Raw genomic sequence first — 19161 nt, 5'->3', positions numbered from 1 at the left:
TACCCCAGCCATCGAAGATTGCAGTACTGGCTACGTAGCTCAGTTGGTTAGAGCACATCACTCATAATGATGGGGTCACAGGTTCGAATCCCGTCGTAGCCACCAAATTAGTCAATTATCGATTTTATCGGTAAGCTAGAAAGAATTGTTGGGGTATCGCCAAGCGGTAAGGCTCTGGTTTCTGATACCAGCATTCCGAGGTTCGAATCCTCGTACCCCAGCCATTTTAAAAAAGTCGTTAAGCAGTTTGTTTAACGCAATTGGGGTGTCGCCAAGCGGTAAGGCTCTGGTTTCTGATACCAGCATTCCGGGGTTCGAATCCCTGCACCCCAGCCACTTAGTAACAAAAAAGCCCGCTCTGCGGGCTTTTTTGTTTTTGTCGTTTGTGCGGGCAAGTGCCCTCTCCCACCGGGAGAGGGACTAAAACTATAAACCTAACGCATACTTCAGCGCCTGACGCTTTAAGCCACCGGCGCGCTCTGCCGCCATCAGCCCAATGTTTCGCAGGATCCGCACCGGGCCTAAGTCATTGCTGAACCCGGCATAGAACAGATCCATCCCCGACTGCATAAGAAAGTTATCCGCCATCCGCCGCGTCTGGTAGCGTTTCAGCACCTGCCGGCTTGACCAGCGTTCAGCGTGCGTTCGCGCGTTGCCCAGCACGTCCAGCAGCGCATCGACATCGCGATACCCGAGGTTAACCCCTTGCCCCGCCAGGGGATGGATGGTGTGCGCCGCATCGCCTACCAGCGCAAGCCCTTCGCGGGCATATTGCAGCGCGTGGCGGCGGGTGAGCGGGAACGCCCCCGCGGCCACTGGCGTTACCTTGCCCAGACGAGCCGGGAAGTGCTGCGCAATCTCGCGCTGCAGCTGCTCCATTGAGAGCCCCTGCAGCTGACGAATGCGCGCCGGTTTGTCGTACCACACCAGCGATGCCCAGCGATCGAACAGCGGCAGGAAGGCATGAGGGCCATTCGGGGTGAAATGCTGCCAGGTGCTTTCCCCCGGGTCGTTTTCACACTGCACTGTAATCAGCATGCAGGACTGCTGATACTGCCAGGCATGAACGCCGATCCCCGCCAGCTCTCTGACCTGAGAATTCGCCCCGTCCGCGCCAACCACCAGCTTCACGGCAAGCTCATCGCCGCTATCCAGCGTCAGGAGATAGCCCCCGTCTTGCGGATGCAGCGCCTTAAGCGATGCGGGAACCCGCAGCGTCACCTTCGGATGTGCCTCCAGCGCCTGCCAGAGCGCCTGCTGCAGAACGGTGTTTTCCACCATATAGCCCAGGCGCGGCAGTTTTAGCTCGGCGGCGTCAAACACCACATGGGCGTTCTCCCACTCCCATGTTTCGAGCCGGCTGTACGGGTGCGCGCGCATGGAAAGCACCGCGTCCCACACGCCGAGCCCGCGAAGAAGATCGACGGAGGACGCGCTGATGGCAGAGATGCGCACGTCAGGTTTGGCTGACGCGTCAAACGCCGCGGGCGCGGCCTGTTCAATTACCGTTACCTCGAATCCCTGCTGCGCCAGCCCCAGCGCCAGAGCGCCGCCGACCATACCGCCGCCGACGACGGCAACTTCGGTTTGTTGGAGTGTCATGGTCAATTTTCCTTATTGCAGAATCCCTTAAGTTTACCGGATTTTTAGGGTCTTGAGGTTGACAACCTTCATACTGGTCACAACCGCACCAAAGCATTACAATACGCGGCTTGCAATCCTGAGCTGAGCAAGTCGATGACTAAAAAACTCCATATAAAAACCTGGGGCTGTCAGATGAACGAATACGATTCATCCAAGATGGCCGATCTGCTGGATACTACCCACGGATACCAGCTGACTGAAAATGCGAAAGAAGCCGATGTGCTCCTGCTAAACACCTGTTCAATTCGTGAAAAAGCGCAGGAAAAAGTCTTTCATGTATTAGGCCGCTGGAAACTTCTCAAACGAAAAAATCCGGACCTGATCATCGGCGTTGGCGGCTGCGTTGCATCGCAGGAAGGGAAGCTGATCCGCCAGCGTGCGCCCTATGTGGATATTGTTTTTGGCCCTCAGACCCTGCACCGTCTGCCTGAAATGATCAACCAGGTTCGCGGCAACCGTAGTCCGGTTGTTGACGTGAGCTTCCCTGAGATCGAAAAATTCGACCGCCTGCCGGAGCCGCGCGCGGACGGCCCGACGGCGTTCGTGTCGATCATGGAAGGCTGCAACAAATACTGCACCTACTGCGTGGTGCCTTACACCCGCGGTGAAGAAGTGAGCCGTCCGGCAGATGACATTCTGTTCGAAATCGCCCAGCTTGCCGCCCAGGGCGTGCGTGAAGTGAACCTGCTGGGCCAGAACGTTAACGCCTGGCGCGGCGAGAACTACGATGGCACCACCGGGAGCTTTGCCGAACTGCTGCGCCTGGTGGCCGCGATTGACGGCATCGACCGCATCCGCTTTACCACCAGCCACCCGATGGAGTTCACCGACGACATCATCGACGTGTATCGCGATACGCCGGAGCTGGTGAGCTTCCTGCACCTGCCGATTCAGTGCGGCTCTGACCGCGTGCTGAACCTGATGGGTCGCCCGCATACGGTGCTGGAGTACAAAGCGACAATCCGCAAGCTGCGTGAAGCGCGCCCGGACATTCAGATCAGCTCCGACTTTATCGTTGGCTTCCCGGGTGAAACCAGCGACGACTTTGAGCGCACCATGAAGCTAATCGGCGACGTGAATTTCGACGTCAGCTACAGCTTTATCTTCTCTGCCCGCCCCGGCACGCCTGCGGCCGATATGGTTGACGACGTGCCGGAAGAAGAGAAAAAGCAGCGTCTGTATATTTTGCAGGAGCGTATCAACCAGCAGGCAAACGCCTGGAGCCGCCGTATGCTCGGCACCACCCAGCGCATTCTGGTGGAAGGCACCTCGCGTAAGAGCATCATGCAGCTTTCGGGTCGTACCGAAAATAACCGCGTGGTGAACTTCGAAGGTACGCCGGATATGATCGGCAAGTTCGTTGATATCGAGATCGAAGAGGTGCTGACGAACTCCCTGCGCGGCAGGGTGGTGCGTACCGAAGACGAAATGGGTCTGCGCATTGCAGAATCCCCGGAGTCCGTGATTTCCCGTACCCGCAAAGTGAACGATTCTGGCGTGGGTATTTACCAGCCATAATCTGCCCTGGCCTGCCGCTCCGGCAGGCCTTGTAATTCCTTTCTTTGTCCCCAATATCCTTCGCAATGCTTGCGCCTTTATTCGGTGGCGTGAATAATTTCGATAATGACAGTTTTTTGATGCCCGGCGGCGCTGCGCTACCGGGCCAGCAAAACAATCAAAGAGGAACGGTTTGAACATAGACACGCGTGAAATTAGCCTTGAGCCCGCAGACAACGCTCGCCTGCTGAGCCTGTGCGGGCCGTTTGATGACAACATCAAACAACTGGAGCGACGTCTGGGTATCGAAATCAATCGTCGCGATAACCATTTCAAACTCACCGGACGCACAATTTGCGTCAATGCCGCCGCGGATATTCTGCGCAGCCTGTACGTTGATACCGCCCCTATGCGCGGCGAAACGCAGGATATCGAGCCGGAGCAGATCCACCTCGCCATTAAAGAGGCGCGCGTGCTTGAACAAAGCGCCGAAAGCGTGCCGGACTACGGCAAAGCTATCCATATCAAGACCAAGCGCGGGGTGATTAAACCGCGCACGCCGAACCAGGCGCAGTACATCGCCAATATCCTCGACCACGACATCACCTTCGGCGTCGGCCCGGCGGGTACGGGTAAAACCTATCTGGCGGTTGCCGCGGCGGTGGATGCCCTTGAGCGTCAGGATGTACGCCGTATTCTGCTGACCCGTCCGGCGGTGGAAGCAGGTGAAAAGCTGGGCTTCCTGCCGGGCGATCTGAGCCAGAAGGTAGACCCTTACCTGCGCCCGCTGTACGACGCGCTGTTCGAGATGCTGGGCTTTGAAAAGGTTGAGAAGCTTATCGAGCGCAACGTGATTGAAGTCGCCCCGCTCGCCTACATGCGTGGCCGTACCCTGAACGACGCGTTCATCATTCTCGATGAGAGCCAGAACACTACCATCGAACAGATGAAGATGTTCCTGACGCGTATCGGCTTTAACTCGAAAGCGGTCATCACCGGGGACGTCACCCAGATCGACCTGCCGCGCAGCACCAAGTCTGGCCTGCGCCACGCTATCGAAGTGCTGGCTGAAGTGGACGAAATCAGCTTTAACTTCTTCCACAGCGAAGACGTGGTGCGCCACCCGGTAGTCGCGCGCATCGTTAACGCCTATGAAGCCTGGGAAGAGGCAGACCAAAAACGCAAGGCCGAACTGGCCGCGGAACGTAAGCGCGAAGCGCAGGAGCAAGAGAATAAATGAGTCAGGTGATCCTCGATTTACAGCTGGCCTGTGAAGATAATTCCGGCATGCCAGAAGAGGCACAGTTTCAGAAATGGCTGGATGCCGTTATCCCCCAGTTTCAGGAAGAATCGGAAGTCACCATTCGCCTGGTGGATGAAGCTGAAAGCCACGAGCTGAACCTGACCTACCGCGGGAAAGATAAGCCGACCAACGTGCTCTCTTTCCCGTTTGAAGCGCCGCCGGGCATTGAGATGCCCCTGCTGGGCGATCTGATCATCTGCCGTCAGGTGGTTGAGCAGGAAGCCAAAGAGCAGCAGAAGCCGCTGGATGCCCATTGGGCGCATATGGTGGTGCACGGCAGCCTGCATCTGCTGGGCTATGACCATATCGAAGACGAAGAAGCGGAAGAGATGGAGTCCATCGAGACAGAGATAATGCTTGCTCTGGGCTATGAGGATCCGTACATTGCCGAGAAAGAATAGTCAGTCCATCCACTGACTAACATGCCGCCGCGTAAGGAATTAGCGCGGCGGTAAACGTTGAACTAACAAGAGAACCCTTAACAAACGCCATGAGCGACGACAATTCACACAGTAGCGACACGACTAACACTAAAAAGGGATTCTTCTCCCTCATTCTGAACCAGCTTTTCCACGGCGAACCCAAAAACCGTGACGAACTGCTGGAGCTGATTCGTGATTCCGGGCAAAACGACCTTATCGATGAAGATACGCGCGAAATGCTCGAAGGGGTAATGGACATTGCCGACCAGCGCGTTCGCGACATCATGATCCCCCGCTCGCAGATGATCACCCTGAAACGTAACCAGACCTTAGACGAGTGCCTCGATGTGATCATCGAATCCGCCCACTCGCGTTTCCCGGTCATCAGCGAAGACAAAGATCACATCGAAGGGATTTTGATGGCGAAAGATCTGCTGCCGTTTATGCGCAGCGATGCCGAAGCCTTCAGCATGGAAAAAGTGTTACGCCAGGCCGTCGTTGTGCCGGAAAGTAAGCGTGTGGACCGGATGCTGAAAGAGTTTCGCTCTCAGCGCTACCACATGGCGATTGTGATTGATGAGTTTGGCGGGGTGTCCGGTCTGGTCACCATCGAAGATATTCTTGAGCTGATCGTCGGCGAAATCGAAGATGAGTACGACGAAGAAGAGGATATCGACTTCCGTCAGTTGAGCCGCCACACCTGGACCGTGCGCGCGCTGGCCTCGATTGAAGATTTTAACGACGCCTTCGGGACGCACTTCAGCGATGAAGAGGTCGATACCATTGGCGGGCTGGTGATGCAGGCCTTTGGTCATCTTCCGGCGCGTGGCGAAACCGTTGACATCGACGGTTACCAATTCAAAGTCGCCATGGCCGACAGCCGACGTATTATTCAGGTTCACGTCAGAACGCCGGACGACTCACCGGTGCCAAAACTGGAAGATTAATGTAAATGGCATTTGCCCCATTACTTGAACGCCAGCGCGTCCGTTTGCTGCTGGCGCTGTTACTCGGAGCCAGCGGTACGCTGGCTTTTTCTCCCTATGACATCTGGCCTGCCGCGATCCTCTCCCTGATGGGGCTACAGGGGCTCACCTTAAACCGCCGTCCCGTCCAGGCTGCCGCTATCGGCTACTTCTGGGGACTGGGGCTCTTCGGTTCGGGCATTAACTGGGTGTACGTCAGCATCGCGCAGTTTGGTGGCATGCCGGGCCCGGTTAACGTCTTCCTCGTGGTATTGCTCGCCGCCTATCTATCGCTCTATACCGGGCTTTTCGCCGGCATTCTTGCGCGCCTGTGGCCGAAAACGTCCTGGGTACGCGTGGCGATTGCCGCGCCGGTCGTCTGGCAAATCACCGAGTTTCTGCGCGGCTGGGTGCTGACCGGTTTCCCGTGGCTGCAGTTTGGCTATAGCCAGATCGATGGCCCGCTAAAAGGGCTGGCACCGGTAATGGGCGTTGAGGCGATTAACTTCCTGCTGATGGTCGTCAGCGGCCTGCTGGTGCTGGCGCTGGTGATGCGCAGCTGGAAGCCGCTGGTCGCCGCGCTGGTGCTGTTCGCCCTGCCCTTCCCGCTGCGCTACATCCAGTGGTTCACCCTGGAGCCCGAGCGCGCCACGCAGGTGTCGATGGTTCAGGGCGATATCCCCCAGGCGATGAAGTGGGACGAGAACCAGCTGATCAACACGCTGAAAATCTACGCCAACGCCACCGAGCAGGTGATGGGTAAATCGCAGCTGATTATCTGGCCGGAATCCGCGATCCCGGATCTCGAAATCAACCAGCAGCCGTTCCTGAAGATGATGAACGACCTGCTGAGCGCCCGCGGCAGCACGCTGATCACCGGGATTGTTGACGCGCGTCTGAATCAGCAGAACCGTTACGACACCTACAACACCATCATTACGCTCGGCAAAGACAGCGAATACAGCTACACCTCCACCGACCGCTACAACAAGAACCACCTGGTTCCGTTTGGCGAATTCGTTCCGCTGGAGTCGATTCTGCGCCCGCTGGCCCCGTTCTTCGACCTGCCGATGTCCTCTTTCAGCCGCGGCCCGTACGTTCAGCCCCAGCTGCACGCCCACGGTTTTGCGCTGACGGCCGCCATTTGCTACGAGATTATCCTCGGCGAGCAGGTGCGCGATAACTTCCGCCCGGACACCGACTACCTGCTTACCATCTCTAACGATGCGTGGTTCGGTAAGTCGATTGGCCCGTGGCAGCACTTCCAGATGGCGCGGATGCGCTCCCTGGAGCTGGCGCGTCCCCTGCTGCGCAGCACCAACAACGGCATCACCGCCGTGATTGGCCCGCAGGGCGAGATTCAGGCGATGATCCCGCAATTCACCCGCGACGTGCTGACCGCTAAGGTCACGCCGACCTCCGGGCTGACGCCGTACGCCCGAACAGGCAACTGGCCGCTGTGGATTTTGACCGCGCTGTTTGGTTTTGGCGCCGTGCTGATGAGCCTGCGTCAGCGTCGTAAATAACCGCACGTCTTCTCGCCGGGTGGCGGCTGCGCCTTACCCGGCCTACTTTCCCCTGCTGTAGGTCGGGTAAGGCGCAGCCGCCACCCGACATAGTCCTCCGAATTTCATTTCTGGCACGCCTATTGCTTTGTTTATTCACGCAAACGCAGTTTGGCTTAACGTGCAACCCGGTCGCACCAGCAAAGTACATCGGTAGCACCGAAACGGTGCAACGACAGATTTTTGCCTCTGAATGGTGCGGCGCGCTTCGCAAATATAAACAATAACGCAGCAAAATCTTTACATTAAGCCAGACTAAATGTTAACAAGCTTGCATAACACTGCACTCGCATAGCGCGAGATATAACAACATCACAATGGGTATCAATGCGTCACTGGCGCTGATAAGAAAGGAGTTGGGTATGCAATTACGTAAACTGGCCACAGCAATGCTGGTAATGGGGATGTCCGCAGGCGTCGTGCACGCTGAAGACGCTCCGGCTGCCGGAAGCACTCTCGACAAGATTGCCAAAAACGGCGTGATCGTGGTCGGCCACCGTGAATCCTCTGTCCCGTTCTCTTACTACGACAACACGCAAAAAGTCGTGGGCTATTCACAGGACTACTCCAACGCCATCGTTGAAGCTGTGAAGAAAAAGCTGAACAAACCTGACCTGCAGGTGAAGCTGATTCCAATCACCTCGCAAAACCGTATTCCGCTGCTGCAAAACGGCACCTTCGATTTTGAGTGTGGCTCCACCACCAACAACCTCGAGCGCCAGAAACAGGCAGCCTTCTCTGACACCATCTTCGTGGTGGGCACCCGTCTGCTGACCAAAAAAGGCGGCGAGATTAAAGACTTTGCCGACCTGAAAGGCAAAGCGGTTGTGGTGACCTCCGGTACCACTTCTGAAGTTCTGCTGCACAAGCTGAACGACGAGAAGAAAATGGACATGCGCATCATCAGCGCGAAAGATCACGGCGACTCCTTCCGTACTCTGGAAAGCGGTCGTGCGGTGGCGTTCATGATGGACGACGCTCTGCTGGCGGGCGAACGTGCGAAGGCGAAGAAACCAGACAACTGGGAGATCGTGGGCACCGCGCAGTCCAAAGAAGCTTACGGCTGTATGCTGCGTAAAGACGACGCGGACTTCAAAAAGCTGATCGATGACACCATCGCTCAGGCGCAGACCTCCGGCGAAGCGGAAAAATGGTTCGACAAGTGGTTCAAGAACCCGATTCCACCAAAAAATCTCAACATGAACTTTGAACTGTCTGACGACATGAAGGCGCTGTTCAAATCACCAAACGATAAAGCTCTTAACTAATTAGAACGACAGGGGCGGGATCTCCTGCCCTCTCGATTGTCGGGAAGCACGGACAGACTATACGCTGAGTGGTCGTTCCCCACTCAGCGCGAAAATGAGCTTCTCACCAATCTTCGAGGGTAGCGCTGCTACCCTTTTTTTTCTGGAGTTTATTATGTCAATCGACTGGAACTGGGGCATTTTTCTGCAACAAGCCCCGTTCGGCAACACCACCTATCTTGGCTGGCTGTGGAGCGGCTTTCAGGTCACCGTGGCGCTATCCATCACGGCCTGGATCATCGCATTTCTCGTCGGCTCGCTGTTCGGTATTTTGCGTACCGTACCTAACCGTTTTCTTTCCACCCTCGGCACTCTCTATGTGGAACTGTTCCGTAACGTTCCGCTGATTGTGCAGTTCTTTACCTGGTATCTGGTCATTCCTGAACTGCTGCCGGAAAATATTGGCATGTGGTTTAAGTCAGAGCTGGATCCGAACATTCAGTTCTTTGTCTCGTCGATGCTGTGTCTGGGGCTGTTCACCGCCGCGCGCGTTTGCGAGCAGGTGCGTGCCGCCATTCAGTCTCTGCCGCGCGGGCAAAAGAACGCCGCGCTGGCGATGGGGCTGACGCTGCCGCAGGCCTACCGCTACGTGCTGCTGCCGAACGCCTATCGCGTCATTGTTCCACCGATGACCTCCGAGATGATGAACCTGGTGAAAAACTCGGCCATCGCCTCGACTATCGGTCTGGTGGATATGGCGGCGCAGGCGGGCAAGCTGCTGGACTACTCCGCGCACGCGTGGGAATCCTTCACCGCGATCACGCTCGCGTACGTTCTGATTAACGCTTTCATCATGCTGGTGATGAACCTGGTTGAACGCAAAATTCGCCTGCCGGGCAATCTGGGGGGCAAATAATGTACGAATTTGACTGGAGTTCTATCGTCCCATCAATGCCATACCTGCTGGATGGCCTGTGGATCACCCTGAAAATCACCGTTACGGCGATTATCATCGGCATCGTCTGGGGAACCCTGCTGGCGGTGATGCGCCTGTCAAGCTTTAAGCCGCTTGCCTGGTTTGCCACCGCCTACGTCAACGTGTTCCGCTCCATCCCGCTGGTGATGGTGCTGCTGTGGTTCTACCTGATTGTGCCGGGGCTGCTGCAAAACGTGCTCGGGCTGTCGCCGAAAACCGATATCCGCCTGATCTCCGCGATGGTGGCGTTCTCGATGTTCGAGGCCGCGTACTACTCTGAGATTATCCGCGCCGGTATCCAGAGTATTTCTCGCGGGCAGTCCAGCGCCGCGCTGGCGCTGGGGATGACCCACTGGCAGTCGATGCAGCTCATCATCCTGCCGCAGGCGTTTCGCGCCATGGTTCCGCTCCTGCTGACCCAGGGCATCGTGCTGTTCCAGGATACCTCGCTGGTGTACGTACTCAGCCTGGCAGACTTCTTCCGTACCGCCTCCACCATTGGTGAGCGCGATGGTACGCAGGTCGAAATGATTCTGTTTGCCGGTGCGGTCTATTTTGCAATTAGTTTAAGCGCGTCGCTGTTGGTCAGCTGGCTGAAGAAAAGGACTGTGTAATGATTTCCCTGAAAAATGTTTCTAAATGGTATGGGCACTTTCAGGTGCTGACCGACTGCTCTACCGAAGTCAAAAAAGGCGATGTGGTGGTGGTTTGCGGGCCGTCCGGCTCCGGTAAATCCACGCTTATCAAAACGGTTAACGGGCTTGAGCCGGTTCAGCAGGGCGAGATCCTGGTGAACGGCACCAAAGTGAACGACAAGAAAACCAACCTGGCGCAGCTGCGTTCCCACGTCGGGATGGTGTTCCAGCACTTTGAGCTGTTCCCTCACCTCTCGATTATCGAGAACCTGACGCTGGCGCAGGTCAAAGTGCTTAAGCGCGATAAAAAGCTCGCGCGCGAGAAAGGCCTGAAGCTGCTGGAGCGCGTGGGGCTGTCGGCCCATGCCGATAAGTTCCCGGCTCAGCTTTCCGGTGGTCAGCAGCAGCGCGTGGCGATTGCCCGCGCGCTGTGTATGGATCCGGTCGCCATGCTCTTTGATGAACCCACCTCCGCGCTTGACCCGGAGATGATCAACGAAGTGCTGGACGTAATGGTTGAGCTGGCGCACGAAGGGATGACCATGATGGTGGTAACCCACGAAATGGGCTTTGCCCGCAAGGTGGCGAACCGCGTGATCTTCATGGACGAAGGGAAAATCGTGGAGGACTCACCGAAAGAGGAGTTCTTCGCAAACCCGAAATCCGAGCGTGCTAAAGACTTCCTCGCCAAAATCCTGCACTAACCTTCCCGGTGCGCAATCTGCGGATTGCGCACTACTTCACGCTTTGCATTTCTTTCACTCGTCGGCTCCATTTAGCAGCGTTACCCTTGTCACAAAATAACGCTAAAAATGGAGAACTCTATGGCACAACCTATCATTCTCGACTGCGATCCAGGTCATGATGACGCGATTGCACTCGTCCTCGCGCTTGCCTCCCCTGAACTTGACCTCAAAGCGGTCACCTCGTCCGCCGGAAACCAGACCCCGGATAAAACCCTGCGCAACGTGCTGCGCATGCTCACGCTGCTGAAACGCACGGATATTCCGGTGGCGGGCGGCGCGGTGAAGCCCCTGATGCGCGAGCTGATCATCGCCGATAACGTCCACGGCGAATCCGGTCTTGATGGCCCGGCGCTGCCCGAGCCGGGCTTTGCGCCGCAGAACTGCACCGCCGTTGAGCTCATGGCGAAGGTGCTGCGCGAAAGCAGCGAACCGGTCACCCTGGTGGCAACCGGCCCGCAGACCAACGTCGCGCTGCTGCTTAACAGCCATCCTGAGCTGCACGGAAAAATCGCCCGGATCGTTATCATGGGCGGCGCGATGGGCCTCGGAAACTGGACGCCCGCCGCCGAGTTCAACATCTTCGTTGATCCGGAAGCGGCAGAGATTGTCTTCCAGTCCGGCATCCCTATCGTGATGGCGGGCCTGGACGTGACGCACCGGGCGCAAATCATGGCAGAAGATACCGAACGCTTCCGCGCCATTGGCAATCCGGTTGCCGTCACGGTGGCTGAGCTGCTCGACTTCTTCCTGGAATATCACAAAGACGAAAAATGGGGCTTCCACGGCGCGCCGCTTCACGACCCGTGCACCATCGCCTGGCTGATCAAACCGGAAATATTCACCACCATCGAGCGCTGGGTCGGCGTTGAAACCCAGGGGAAATATACCCAGGGCATGACGGTGGTGGATTACTATTCACTTTCCGGCAATAAGCCGAATACGCTGGTGATGGTCGATATTCAGCGTGAAGCCTTTGTCGATCTTTTAGCTGAACGACTGGCGTTTTATTCCTGATCGTTCCCGTTTTATGCCGCGCCTCAGCAGACGGAGGCGCGCATTGCCCATAAATGAATTCACATTTCTTTTTTTCACATCATAACTTCAGATATCAATTCACATAGAATTGAGTTTCGACAGATAGACGCCGCGCCGCGACTTCCTATACCATCCCGCCACTTTCAGACCCTACCCACACAGCCAGTAAGGCAATTCGGAAAAGGGTACATATTAATTTTTATCATCAGCGTTAACGACGTTTTCTTCAGTAATAAACAGCACGTGAAATGGATGTCTCTATGCTAAAAGTCGCCTTCATGCCTTTTATTGGCCTGACCGCATTATTATTTTCAGTTTTTAGCGCAAGCGCGAATACTTTCCAGGCATCGGCTAATCAGGCGGAACAGGATAAGGCGCGTGAAAATGCGCTCGCCCCCCAGCAGCAGGAATTTAAATCCAGCAGAGACGCAACGAAAAGCGAATCTATTATTTTTCCAGAGGAAATACCCTGCAAATATATCAACGGCGTTATTATTGATTCCGATGATGCCAGGCTGACAAAAAAGCTGCTGGGAAAACTCGCCAATAGTGCGGTGCATAAATGTCTGGGAATTAAAGGCATACGCCTGCTGGCGTTTAAGCTACAGAATGCGCTTATCGCGCAGGGATATATCACCTCGCTCATCGACGTCCCCGCCCAGGATATGCCGGACGGTATCTTAAGATTAACCCTGCGCTACGGCGTTGCGGGGGATATCCGGTACGACGACGCGACTAAAAGCAATGAAACCCGCCTGTGGAACACCCTGCCGGTATCCGAAGGTGACGTCTTGCGGCTGCCGGACCTGGAACAGGGGATGGCTAACCTCCAGCGGCTGCCGGGTTCATCCGCGCAGATGCGCCTGCAGCCCGGCCAGCGCGAGGGTGAAACCGACATTATCCTCACCCGCACCCTGAACAAGCCCTGGCAGGTTGGCGCCTGGCTGGACGACGCGGGCAGCCGCGCCAGCGGGCGCTATCAGGGCGGCGGCGCGCTTTACCTTTACGACCTGACGAACCTGGACGACATTCTCTACGTCGCCGCGGGCCGCGATCTTGAGTTCAATCAGCACGACGACGGCAACCATAACCGCAGCCTTTATTTCGCGATCCCCTTTGGCTACTGGAGCGTCAGCGTGTACGCCTCGCACAGCAGCTATCTTCAGCAATTTAAGGGCCGCTATTCCAGCACCGATTACGAAAGCAAAAACCGCTACTACAGCGCCACGCTGGAGCGCCTGCTTTCCCAGACCAGAACCCAGAAAACCAGCGCCAGCGTCCGGGTATTTAAAAGCCGCTCGCGCTATTACTTTGGCGGCGACGAGCTGTATGTGATGCGTAAGCAAAACCCGGCGCTGGAGCTGGGCCTGCGCCACCAGCACTATTTTGCGAATAGCGTTATCGACGCCGGCCTGAGCTATCAGCACCATCTGAGCGCGTTAAGCTCCACGCAGACGCCGGAGGAAAAAGCGGGGCTTTTCGATAAGGACGCCCGCATCGTCAAAGCCGATATTAAAGCGCTGATGAAATTCGACGGCACCGGGGAGAAATTTAGCTACGCGCCGAATCTCAGCGTCCAGCTCAGCCCCGATACGCTCCCAACGGATAATACCTTTAATATCGGCAACCGCTGGACGGTTCGCGGTTTTGATGGCGAGCAAACGCTCTCCAGTAATCAGGGCTGGTATCTGCGCAATGATTTTATCTGGGATATTCCCACGCCCGACCGGCAGGTTTATTTCGGTCTGGATATTGGAAAGATTATTGGCAGCGATCGCTATCAGCAGGGCAAGGTATTGTCCGGTGCCGTCGCGGGCGTGCGCGGCGAATGGCTATTGACGCAATACGACTTTTTTATCGGCACGCCCGTTTCCCGCCCCGACGATTTTCATACTGATTCGCTCAATATGGGCTTTTCTCTACAGTGGAGGTATTAATCACACGTCATATATTCGCGCTTTACCTGTTTTTCTGAATAATATTTTTTTAAAGGAACTAATTAAATGTTTAAATTTAAGATGAGCTATGTCGCACTGGCGGCAGCATTAACGTCAACCTGCGTCATTGCCGACCCAACGACATATACCCTCAATTCAGGTACAAAAGTGATTGATATCGAAGCGCCGAATGCGGCCGGCGTTTCACACAATATGTACCGTGAGTTTAACGTGAGTAATAAAGGTGCCGTGCTGAACAACAGCAGTACGGACGTTTCTCACGCCACGCTGGGCAATATTGCTAAAAACAATAACCTGACCAACGGCAGCGCCTCCGTCATTCTTAATGAAGTGGTTTCCAACAAAGCCAGCGCGCTGAACGGCTTTATTGAAGTGAACGGTCAGAAGGCCGACGTGGTGATCGCCAACCCGAACGGCATTAGCTGCTCCGGGTGTAACTTCATTAACACCAATAAGGTCACTCTGACCACCGGCAGCGTGAAGCTGGACGAGTCCGGCGCGATTAGCAGCTACAGCGTGACCGGAGGCAAAATCAGCGTCGACGCCTACGGCATGTACGCGAACGAAGGGTACGCCAACCTGCTGGCCGACGTGATTAGCCTCAACGGCATCGTGAATGCCAAAAACGCCACCCTGAGCGCGGGCAACTTCACCTACGACAACGCCACGGGCGCGATTACCTCTGCGGGCAAATCGGCGAACCTGGTGCAGACCCTGATCCCGGAATACAGCATTGACGTTTCCAGCCTGGGCGGCGTGAAAGCCAACAGCATCAAAATGGTTGGCAACAACCTGGGCTTTGGCGTGCGTAACAAAGGCGCAATTGTCGCCAACTCCACCCTCGCGATGGCCAGCAACGGCAGCCTCGTTAACGAAGGCTCCATCACCAGCAACGGCTTTCTGGCGCAGCTCGTTTCCGCAGGCGGAATGAAAAACAGCGGCACGATCGAAACCCAAAATATCGCCCTGCTCACCAGCGGCGGAACGCTGAACAACAGCGGCACCATCACCAACGCGTCGCAGATGGCGATCACCGCGATCGGTGATATCGAAAACAGCGGCACTATTCACGGTACAAACGTGTTAGCGGTAGGAACCAACGGCAGCCTGAAAACCCAGTACGGCTCCCTGCTGAAATCCGATAACCAGCTGACGCTCACCGCGATGGGCAATATCACTAACGGCGGCTCGACCCACGCCCGCACCCTGACCGCGGACTTTGGCGGCGACACGTTCAACGTCACCGGAAACATGTCAGCCACGGACATTACCCTCAAATCCGCGAAAAACGGCACCCTTCAGAACGGTACCATCGTTAATGATGGCGCACTGACCGGCGATACTATTGAACTGCAAACCAACGGTGCGCTGGTGATGGGAAAAAACAGTTCGGTTAAGGCCTCAACGGCGCTGAATACCAAAAGCTATTCGCTGGACAACGCAGGGAACATCCACAGTAAAACTGCCGCGCTCTATTTCGATAACTACGTCACGACCAATACCGGTCAAATCATCGGCAATAACGTTAAGTTCTGGACGTATGAGGACATGCTTAACGAAGGGATGATTCAGGCACTCCATGACCTGGAGATTAACACCCAAAACAACGGCAACTTAATCAACCGGAGTGCAATCTACGCGGGCGACGTTATGACCCTGGCCGCAAAAAAGGTGATTAACGGCGGCTACGGCTGCGGCCTGTTAAAAATGAGCACCTGCGGCGTGGGCACGCTGAAGGCAAACAGCCTGGTGCTCAACTCCAGCCACAAATATGCGTCTGAAGTTGGCGGCACCCAGCAGTTCAAATGGACGGAAATCAACACCGTTCAATAAGTGACGTGAAAGCGATGCGCACCGGCTGCGCATCGTTTTTTGACTACGGTTCGAACGGACGACGCTGGAACTGATCGTGACCGCATTTCGGGCAGAGCGGCAATACGTCCGGGGTATAGACCGCAATGTGGTGATGGCACTTCTCGCAGACCAGGTTGCCCAGCCCGACCACTTCGCCGCTATGATAAACGCCGTGGTGGTTCAGATCCTGGAACACCTCGCGCCACTCAAGCTGGGTTTTATCGGTGATGTCCGCCAGCTCCTGCCACAGACTCTCTTTAATCACCCGCATGAATACGCTGTCGGTGACCTCCTCCTGGCTCTCCTGGTAGCTACGCGCAAACTCTTCCAGATCGCGGCGGACGGCGCGCGTCACCTCTTCGACCTCGGTTCGCGTTAACTCACCCGTTTGCGTGACCCGCGCCCGTGCCTGTTCAACCAGCGCGTCGATATCGCGTTCGCCGTTACGCAGGCGTTCCGTCAGTGTCGTAACCAGTTCGCGGTAAAATTGAGCAACCTTGTTCATCATTTTGCCTCCCGGGTAAGTAACTGACTCTAATAATAGACCTTATTTAATTGCTGCTTTGTCAGTTGAAGCACAGACCCGGTAAATTCCTGCAAAGCGCATTTGCGTGAAAGGCTGTTTTGACGCGGACGTTTGGGCTATGCTATGCCGATCTGACATAACACATCCATTGGCTACATTAGTAGCTGTATTGAAAACAGGACCACTGGCTGCCATGCAAGAGCAATACCGCCCGGAAGAGATAGAATCCAAAGTCCAGCAACACTGGGACGAGAAGCGCACCTTTGAAGTAACCGAAGACGAGAGCAAAGAGAAGTATTACTGCCTGTCGATGCTTCCCTATCCTTCTGGTCGACTACACATGGGCCACGTGCGTAACTACACCATCGGTGATGTGATTGCACGCTACCAGCGTATGCTGGGCAAAAACGTTCTGCAGCCAATCGGCTGGGATGCCTTCGGCCTGCCGGCTGAAGGCGCGGCGGTGAAAAACAACACCGCCCCTGCTCCGTGGACGTACGACAACATCGCGTACATGAAGAACCAGCTCAAAATGCTGGGCTTCGGCTACGACTGGAGCCGCGAGCTGGCAACCTGCACCCCGGAATACTACCGCTGGGAGCAGAAGTTCTTCACCGAGCTGTACAAAAAAGGCCTGGTATACAAGAAAACCTCTGCCGTTAACTGGTGCCCGAACGACCAGACCGTTCTCGCGAACGAACAGGTTATCGACGGCTGCTGCTGGCGATGCGACACCAAGGTTGAGCGTAAAGAGATCCCGCAGTGGTTTATCAAAATCACCGCTTACGCTGACGAACTGCTCCGCGATCTGGATAACCTGGATCACTGGCCAGACACCGTTAAGACCATGCAGCGTAACTGGATCGGTCGTTCTGAAGGCGTTGAAATCACCTTTAACGTTGAAAACTACGATAACACCCTGACCGTTTACACCACTCGCCCGGATACCTTTATGGGGGCGACCTACCTGGCCGTTGCCGCAGGTCACCCGCTGGCGCAGAAAGCCGCCGAGAACAACCCGACGCTGGCGACCTTCATCGACGAATGCCGCACCACCAAAGTGGCCGAAGCCGACATGGCAACGATGGAGAAAAAAGGCGTCGACACCGGTTTCAAAGCCATTCACCCGCTGACCGGCGAAGCCATCCCGGTGTGGGCGGCGAACTTCGTGCTGATGGAATACGGTACGGGCGCAGTCATGGCCGTTCCGGGCCACGACCAGCGCGACTATGAATTCGCTAAAAAATACAGCCTGAACATCAAGCCGGTTATTCTGGCGGCAGATGGCACCGAGCCAGACCTGTCTGAACAGGCGCTGACTGAAAAAGGCACCCTGTTCAACTCCGGTGAGTTCAGCGGCCTGAGCTTCGAAGAGGGCTTCAACGCCATTGCCGACAAACTGACGGCGCTGGGCGTGGGCGAGCGTAAAGTTAACTACCGTCTGCGCGACTGGGGCGTTTCCCGTCAGCGTTACTGGGGCGCGCCAATCCCGATGGTGACCCTGGAAGACGGCACCGTGCTGCCAACCCCGGAAGATCAGCTGCCGGTTATCCTGCCGGAAGATGTGGTCATGGACGGCATCACCAGCCCGATTAAAGCCGATCCTGAGTGGGCCAAAACCACCGTTAACGGCCAGCCTGCGCTGCGCGAAACCGACACCTTCGACACCTTCATGGAGTCGTCCTGGTACTACGCGCGCTATACCTGCCCGCAGTATCAGGAAGGTATGCTGGACTCCGACGCCGCCAACTACTGGCTGCCGGTTGATATCTACATTGGCGGTATCGAACACGCCATCATGCACCTGCTCTACTTCCGCTTCTTCCACAAGCTGATGCGCGACGCGGGCCTGGTGAACTCTGACGAGCCGGCGAAACAGCTGCTGTGTCAGGGCATGGTGCTGGCAGATGCGTTCTACTACGTAGGCGCAAACGGCGAGCGCAACTGGGTTTCTCCGGTTGACGCCATCGTTGAGCGCGACGAGAAAGGCCGTATCGTGAAGGCGAAAGACGCCGAAGGTCATGAGCTGGTTTATACCGGCATGAGCAAGATGTCCAAGTCCAAAAACAACGGTATTGACCCGCAGGTGATGGTTGAGCGTTACGGCGCGGACACCGTTCGTCTGTTCATGATGTTTGCTTCCCCGGCGGATATGACCCTGGAGTGGCAGGAATCAGGCGTTGAAGGCGCGAACCGCTTCCTGAAACGCGTCTGGAAGCTGGTTTACGAACACACCTCACAGGGCGATGCCCCTGCGCTGAACGCGGCGGCACTGAGCGAAGATCAGCAGGCGCTGCGCCGTGATGTTCATAAAACGATTGCGAAAGTGACCGATGATATTGGTCGTCGTCAGACCTTCAATACCGCAATTGCGGCTATTATGGAACTGATGAACAAGCTGGCAAAAGCACCTCAGGACGGCGAGCAGGATCGCGCATTGATGCGTGAAGCGCTGCTGGCAGTCGTGCGTATGCTGAACCCGTTCACGCCACACGCAAGCTTCACCCTGTGGCAGGAGCTGAAAGGCGAAGGCGATATCGACAACGCGCCGTGGCCGGTGGCTGACGAAGCGGCAATGGTTGAAAACACCACGCTGGTTGTGGTGCAGGTAAACGGCAAAGTGCGCGGTAAAATTACCGTGGCTGTCGATGCAACCGAAGAACAGGTTCGCGAGCGCGCAGGTCAGGAACCTCTGGTTGCGAAATATCTTGAGGGCGTTACCGTGCGTAAGGTTATCTACGTACCGGGTAAACTGCTGAATCTGGTCGTTGGCTAAGCGCGGGAGGAA

General features: G+C 56.1%; 15 protein-coding genes and 3 tRNA genes. 16 read left to right on the top strand and 2 right to left on the bottom strand.

What is annotated here, in order from left to right; all coding sequences use genetic code 11:
- The first annotated feature begins 28 nt into the window (after window positions 1-28).
- The 3 genes from AB6V08_RS20930 to AB6V08_RS20920 all read left to right on the top strand — a co-directional run bounded on the left by AB6V08_RS20930 (window position 29) and on the right by AB6V08_RS20920 (window position 336).
- Window positions 29-105: transfer RNA gene (locus AB6V08_RS20930), tRNA-Met, on the top strand.
- A gap of 44 nt (window positions 106-149) precedes the next feature.
- Window positions 150-224 (top strand) — tRNA-Gln (locus tag AB6V08_RS20925).
- 37 nt (window positions 225-261) lie between these two features.
- Window positions 262-336, top strand: a tRNA-Gln gene (locus AB6V08_RS20920).
- Between the two features lie 90 nt (window positions 337-426).
- On the opposite strand, the gene ubiF is transcribed toward AB6V08_RS20920, so the two are convergent.
- Entirely contained in the window at window positions 427-1602 is a 1176-nt protein-coding gene (gene ubiF, locus AB6V08_RS20915) for a 3-demethoxyubiquinol 3-hydroxylase (RefSeq protein ID WP_368544721.1), read from the bottom strand.
- Between the two features lie 135 nt (window positions 1603-1737).
- Here ubiF and miaB point away from each other — a divergent pair, with 135 nt between their 5' ends.
- From miaB to AB6V08_RS20855, 12 genes are all read left to right on the top strand, one after another.
- Window positions 1738-3162 (top strand): tRNA (N6-isopentenyl adenosine(37)-C2)-methylthiotransferase MiaB, encoded by a 1425-nt coding sequence (miaB, locus tag AB6V08_RS20910; protein WP_368544719.1) that lies wholly within the window; start codon window positions 1738-1740, stop codon window positions 3160-3162.
- A gap of 172 nt (window positions 3163-3334) precedes the next feature.
- Window positions 3335-4381, top strand: a complete 1047-nt coding sequence (locus AB6V08_RS20905; protein ID WP_368544717.1) for a PhoH family protein — start codon at window positions 3335-3337, stop codon at window positions 4379-4381.
- Window positions 4378-4845: an rRNA maturation RNase YbeY gene (gene ybeY / locus AB6V08_RS20900; protein WP_368544716.1), complete on the top strand. Its 468-nt coding sequence runs from the start codon at window positions 4378-4380 to the stop codon at window positions 4843-4845. The genes AB6V08_RS20905 and ybeY overlap by 4 nt, the downstream gene beginning before the upstream one ends.
- An 89-nt stretch (window positions 4846-4934) precedes the next feature.
- A complete protein-coding gene (gene corC, locus AB6V08_RS20895) occupies window positions 4935-5813 on the top strand; it encodes a CNNM family magnesium/cobalt transport protein CorC (protein ID WP_014883006.1) in 879 nt (292 codons plus the stop codon).
- Between the two features lie 5 nt (window positions 5814-5818).
- The gene (gene lnt / locus AB6V08_RS20890) at window positions 5819-7357 is read left to right on the top strand and encodes an apolipoprotein N-acyltransferase (RefSeq protein ID WP_368544715.1); all 1539 of its coding nucleotides are present in this window, start codon (window positions 5819-5821) and stop codon (window positions 7355-7357) included.
- Between the two features lie 401 nt (window positions 7358-7758).
- Window positions 7759-8664 (top strand): amino acid ABC transporter substrate-binding protein, encoded by a 906-nt coding sequence (locus tag AB6V08_RS20885; RefSeq protein WP_182274114.1) that lies wholly within the window; start codon window positions 7759-7761, stop codon window positions 8662-8664.
- Window positions 8665-8818: 154 nt separating this feature from the next.
- Window positions 8819-9559, top strand: coding sequence for a glutamate/aspartate ABC transporter permease GltJ (gltJ, locus tag AB6V08_RS20880; RefSeq protein WP_368544714.1), 741 nt, complete (start codon window positions 8819-8821; stop codon window positions 9557-9559).
- The gene (gene gltK / locus AB6V08_RS20875; protein ID WP_368544713.1) at window positions 9559-10233 is read left to right on the top strand and encodes a glutamate/aspartate ABC transporter permease GltK; all 675 of its coding nucleotides are present in this window, start codon (window positions 9559-9561) and stop codon (window positions 10231-10233) included. The genes gltJ and gltK overlap by 1 nt, the downstream gene beginning before the upstream one ends.
- Window positions 10233-10958: an amino acid ABC transporter ATP-binding protein gene (locus tag AB6V08_RS20870; protein ID WP_014069335.1), complete on the top strand. Its 726-nt coding sequence runs from the start codon at window positions 10233-10235 to the stop codon at window positions 10956-10958. The genes gltK and AB6V08_RS20870 overlap by 1 nt, the downstream gene beginning before the upstream one ends.
- A 120-nt stretch (window positions 10959-11078) precedes the next feature.
- Entirely contained in the window at window positions 11079-12014 is a 936-nt protein-coding gene (gene rihA / locus AB6V08_RS20865; RefSeq protein ID WP_368544712.1) for a pyrimidine-specific ribonucleoside hydrolase RihA, read from the top strand.
- A 281-nt stretch (window positions 12015-12295) separates the two neighbouring features.
- Window positions 12296-13972, top strand: coding sequence for a ShlB/FhaC/HecB family hemolysin secretion/activation protein (locus AB6V08_RS20860; protein WP_368544711.1), 1677 nt, complete (start codon window positions 12296-12298; stop codon window positions 13970-13972).
- Window positions 13973-14038: 66 nt separating this feature from the next.
- Window positions 14039-15826 carry a two-partner secretion domain-containing protein gene (locus tag AB6V08_RS20855; protein WP_368544710.1) on the top strand — a complete coding sequence of 596 codons (1788 nt, stop codon included), beginning with the start codon at window positions 14039-14041 and terminating at the stop codon, window positions 15824-15826.
- Window positions 15827-15869: 43 nt separating this feature from the next.
- Here AB6V08_RS20855 and AB6V08_RS20850 read toward each other — a convergent pair whose 3' ends face one another.
- Window positions 15870-16352: a zinc ribbon-containing protein gene (locus AB6V08_RS20850; protein WP_368544723.1), complete on the bottom strand. Its 483-nt coding sequence runs from the start codon at window positions 16350-16352 to the stop codon at window positions 15870-15872.
- Window positions 16353-16566: 214 nt separating this feature from the next.
- Here AB6V08_RS20850 and leuS point away from each other — a divergent pair, with 214 nt between their 5' ends.
- Entirely contained in the window at window positions 16567-19149 is a 2583-nt protein-coding gene (gene leuS / locus AB6V08_RS20845) for a leucine--tRNA ligase (protein ID WP_368544709.1), read from the top strand.
- Window positions 19150-19161: the final 12 nt, after the last annotated feature.

It is taken from the genome of Enterobacter soli, assembly GCF_964208575.1.
Taxonomy (GTDB): Bacteria; Pseudomonadota; Gammaproteobacteria; order Enterobacterales; family Enterobacteriaceae; genus Enterobacter; species Enterobacter soli_A.
This window is presented reverse-complemented; position numbering and strand designations above follow the sequence as displayed.

Coding starts and splice junctions, on each gene's coding strand:
- ubiF (WP_368544721.1), bottom strand. CDS start 1,602: ATGACACTCCAACAAACCGAAGTTGCCGTCGTCGGCGGCGGTATGGTC.
- miaB (WP_368544719.1), top strand. CDS start 1,738: ATGACTAAAAAACTCCATATAAAAACCTGGGGCTGTCAGATGAACGAA.
- ybeY (WP_368544716.1), top strand. CDS start 4,378: ATGAGTCAGGTGATCCTCGATTTACAGCTGGCCTGTGAAGATAATTCC.
- corC (WP_014883006.1), top strand. CDS start 4,935: ATGAGCGACGACAATTCACACAGTAGCGACACGACTAACACTAAAAAG.
- lnt (WP_368544715.1), top strand. CDS start 5,819: ATGGCATTTGCCCCATTACTTGAACGCCAGCGCGTCCGTTTGCTGCTG.
- AB6V08_RS20885 (WP_182274114.1), top strand. CDS start 7,759: ATGCAATTACGTAAACTGGCCACAGCAATGCTGGTAATGGGGATGTCC.
- gltJ (WP_368544714.1), top strand. CDS start 8,819: ATGTCAATCGACTGGAACTGGGGCATTTTTCTGCAACAAGCCCCGTTC.
- gltK (WP_368544713.1), top strand. CDS start 9,559: ATGTACGAATTTGACTGGAGTTCTATCGTCCCATCAATGCCATACCTG.
- AB6V08_RS20870 (WP_014069335.1), top strand. CDS start 10,233: ATGATTTCCCTGAAAAATGTTTCTAAATGGTATGGGCACTTTCAGGTG.
- rihA (WP_368544712.1), top strand. CDS start 11,079: ATGGCACAACCTATCATTCTCGACTGCGATCCAGGTCATGATGACGCG.
- AB6V08_RS20860 (WP_368544711.1), top strand. CDS start 12,296: ATGCTAAAAGTCGCCTTCATGCCTTTTATTGGCCTGACCGCATTATTA.
- AB6V08_RS20855 (WP_368544710.1), top strand. CDS start 14,039: ATGTTTAAATTTAAGATGAGCTATGTCGCACTGGCGGCAGCATTAACG.
- AB6V08_RS20850 (WP_368544723.1), bottom strand. CDS start 16,352: ATGAACAAGGTTGCTCAATTTTACCGCGAACTGGTTACGACACTGACG.
- leuS (WP_368544709.1), top strand. CDS start 16,567: ATGCAAGAGCAATACCGCCCGGAAGAGATAGAATCCAAAGTCCAGCAA.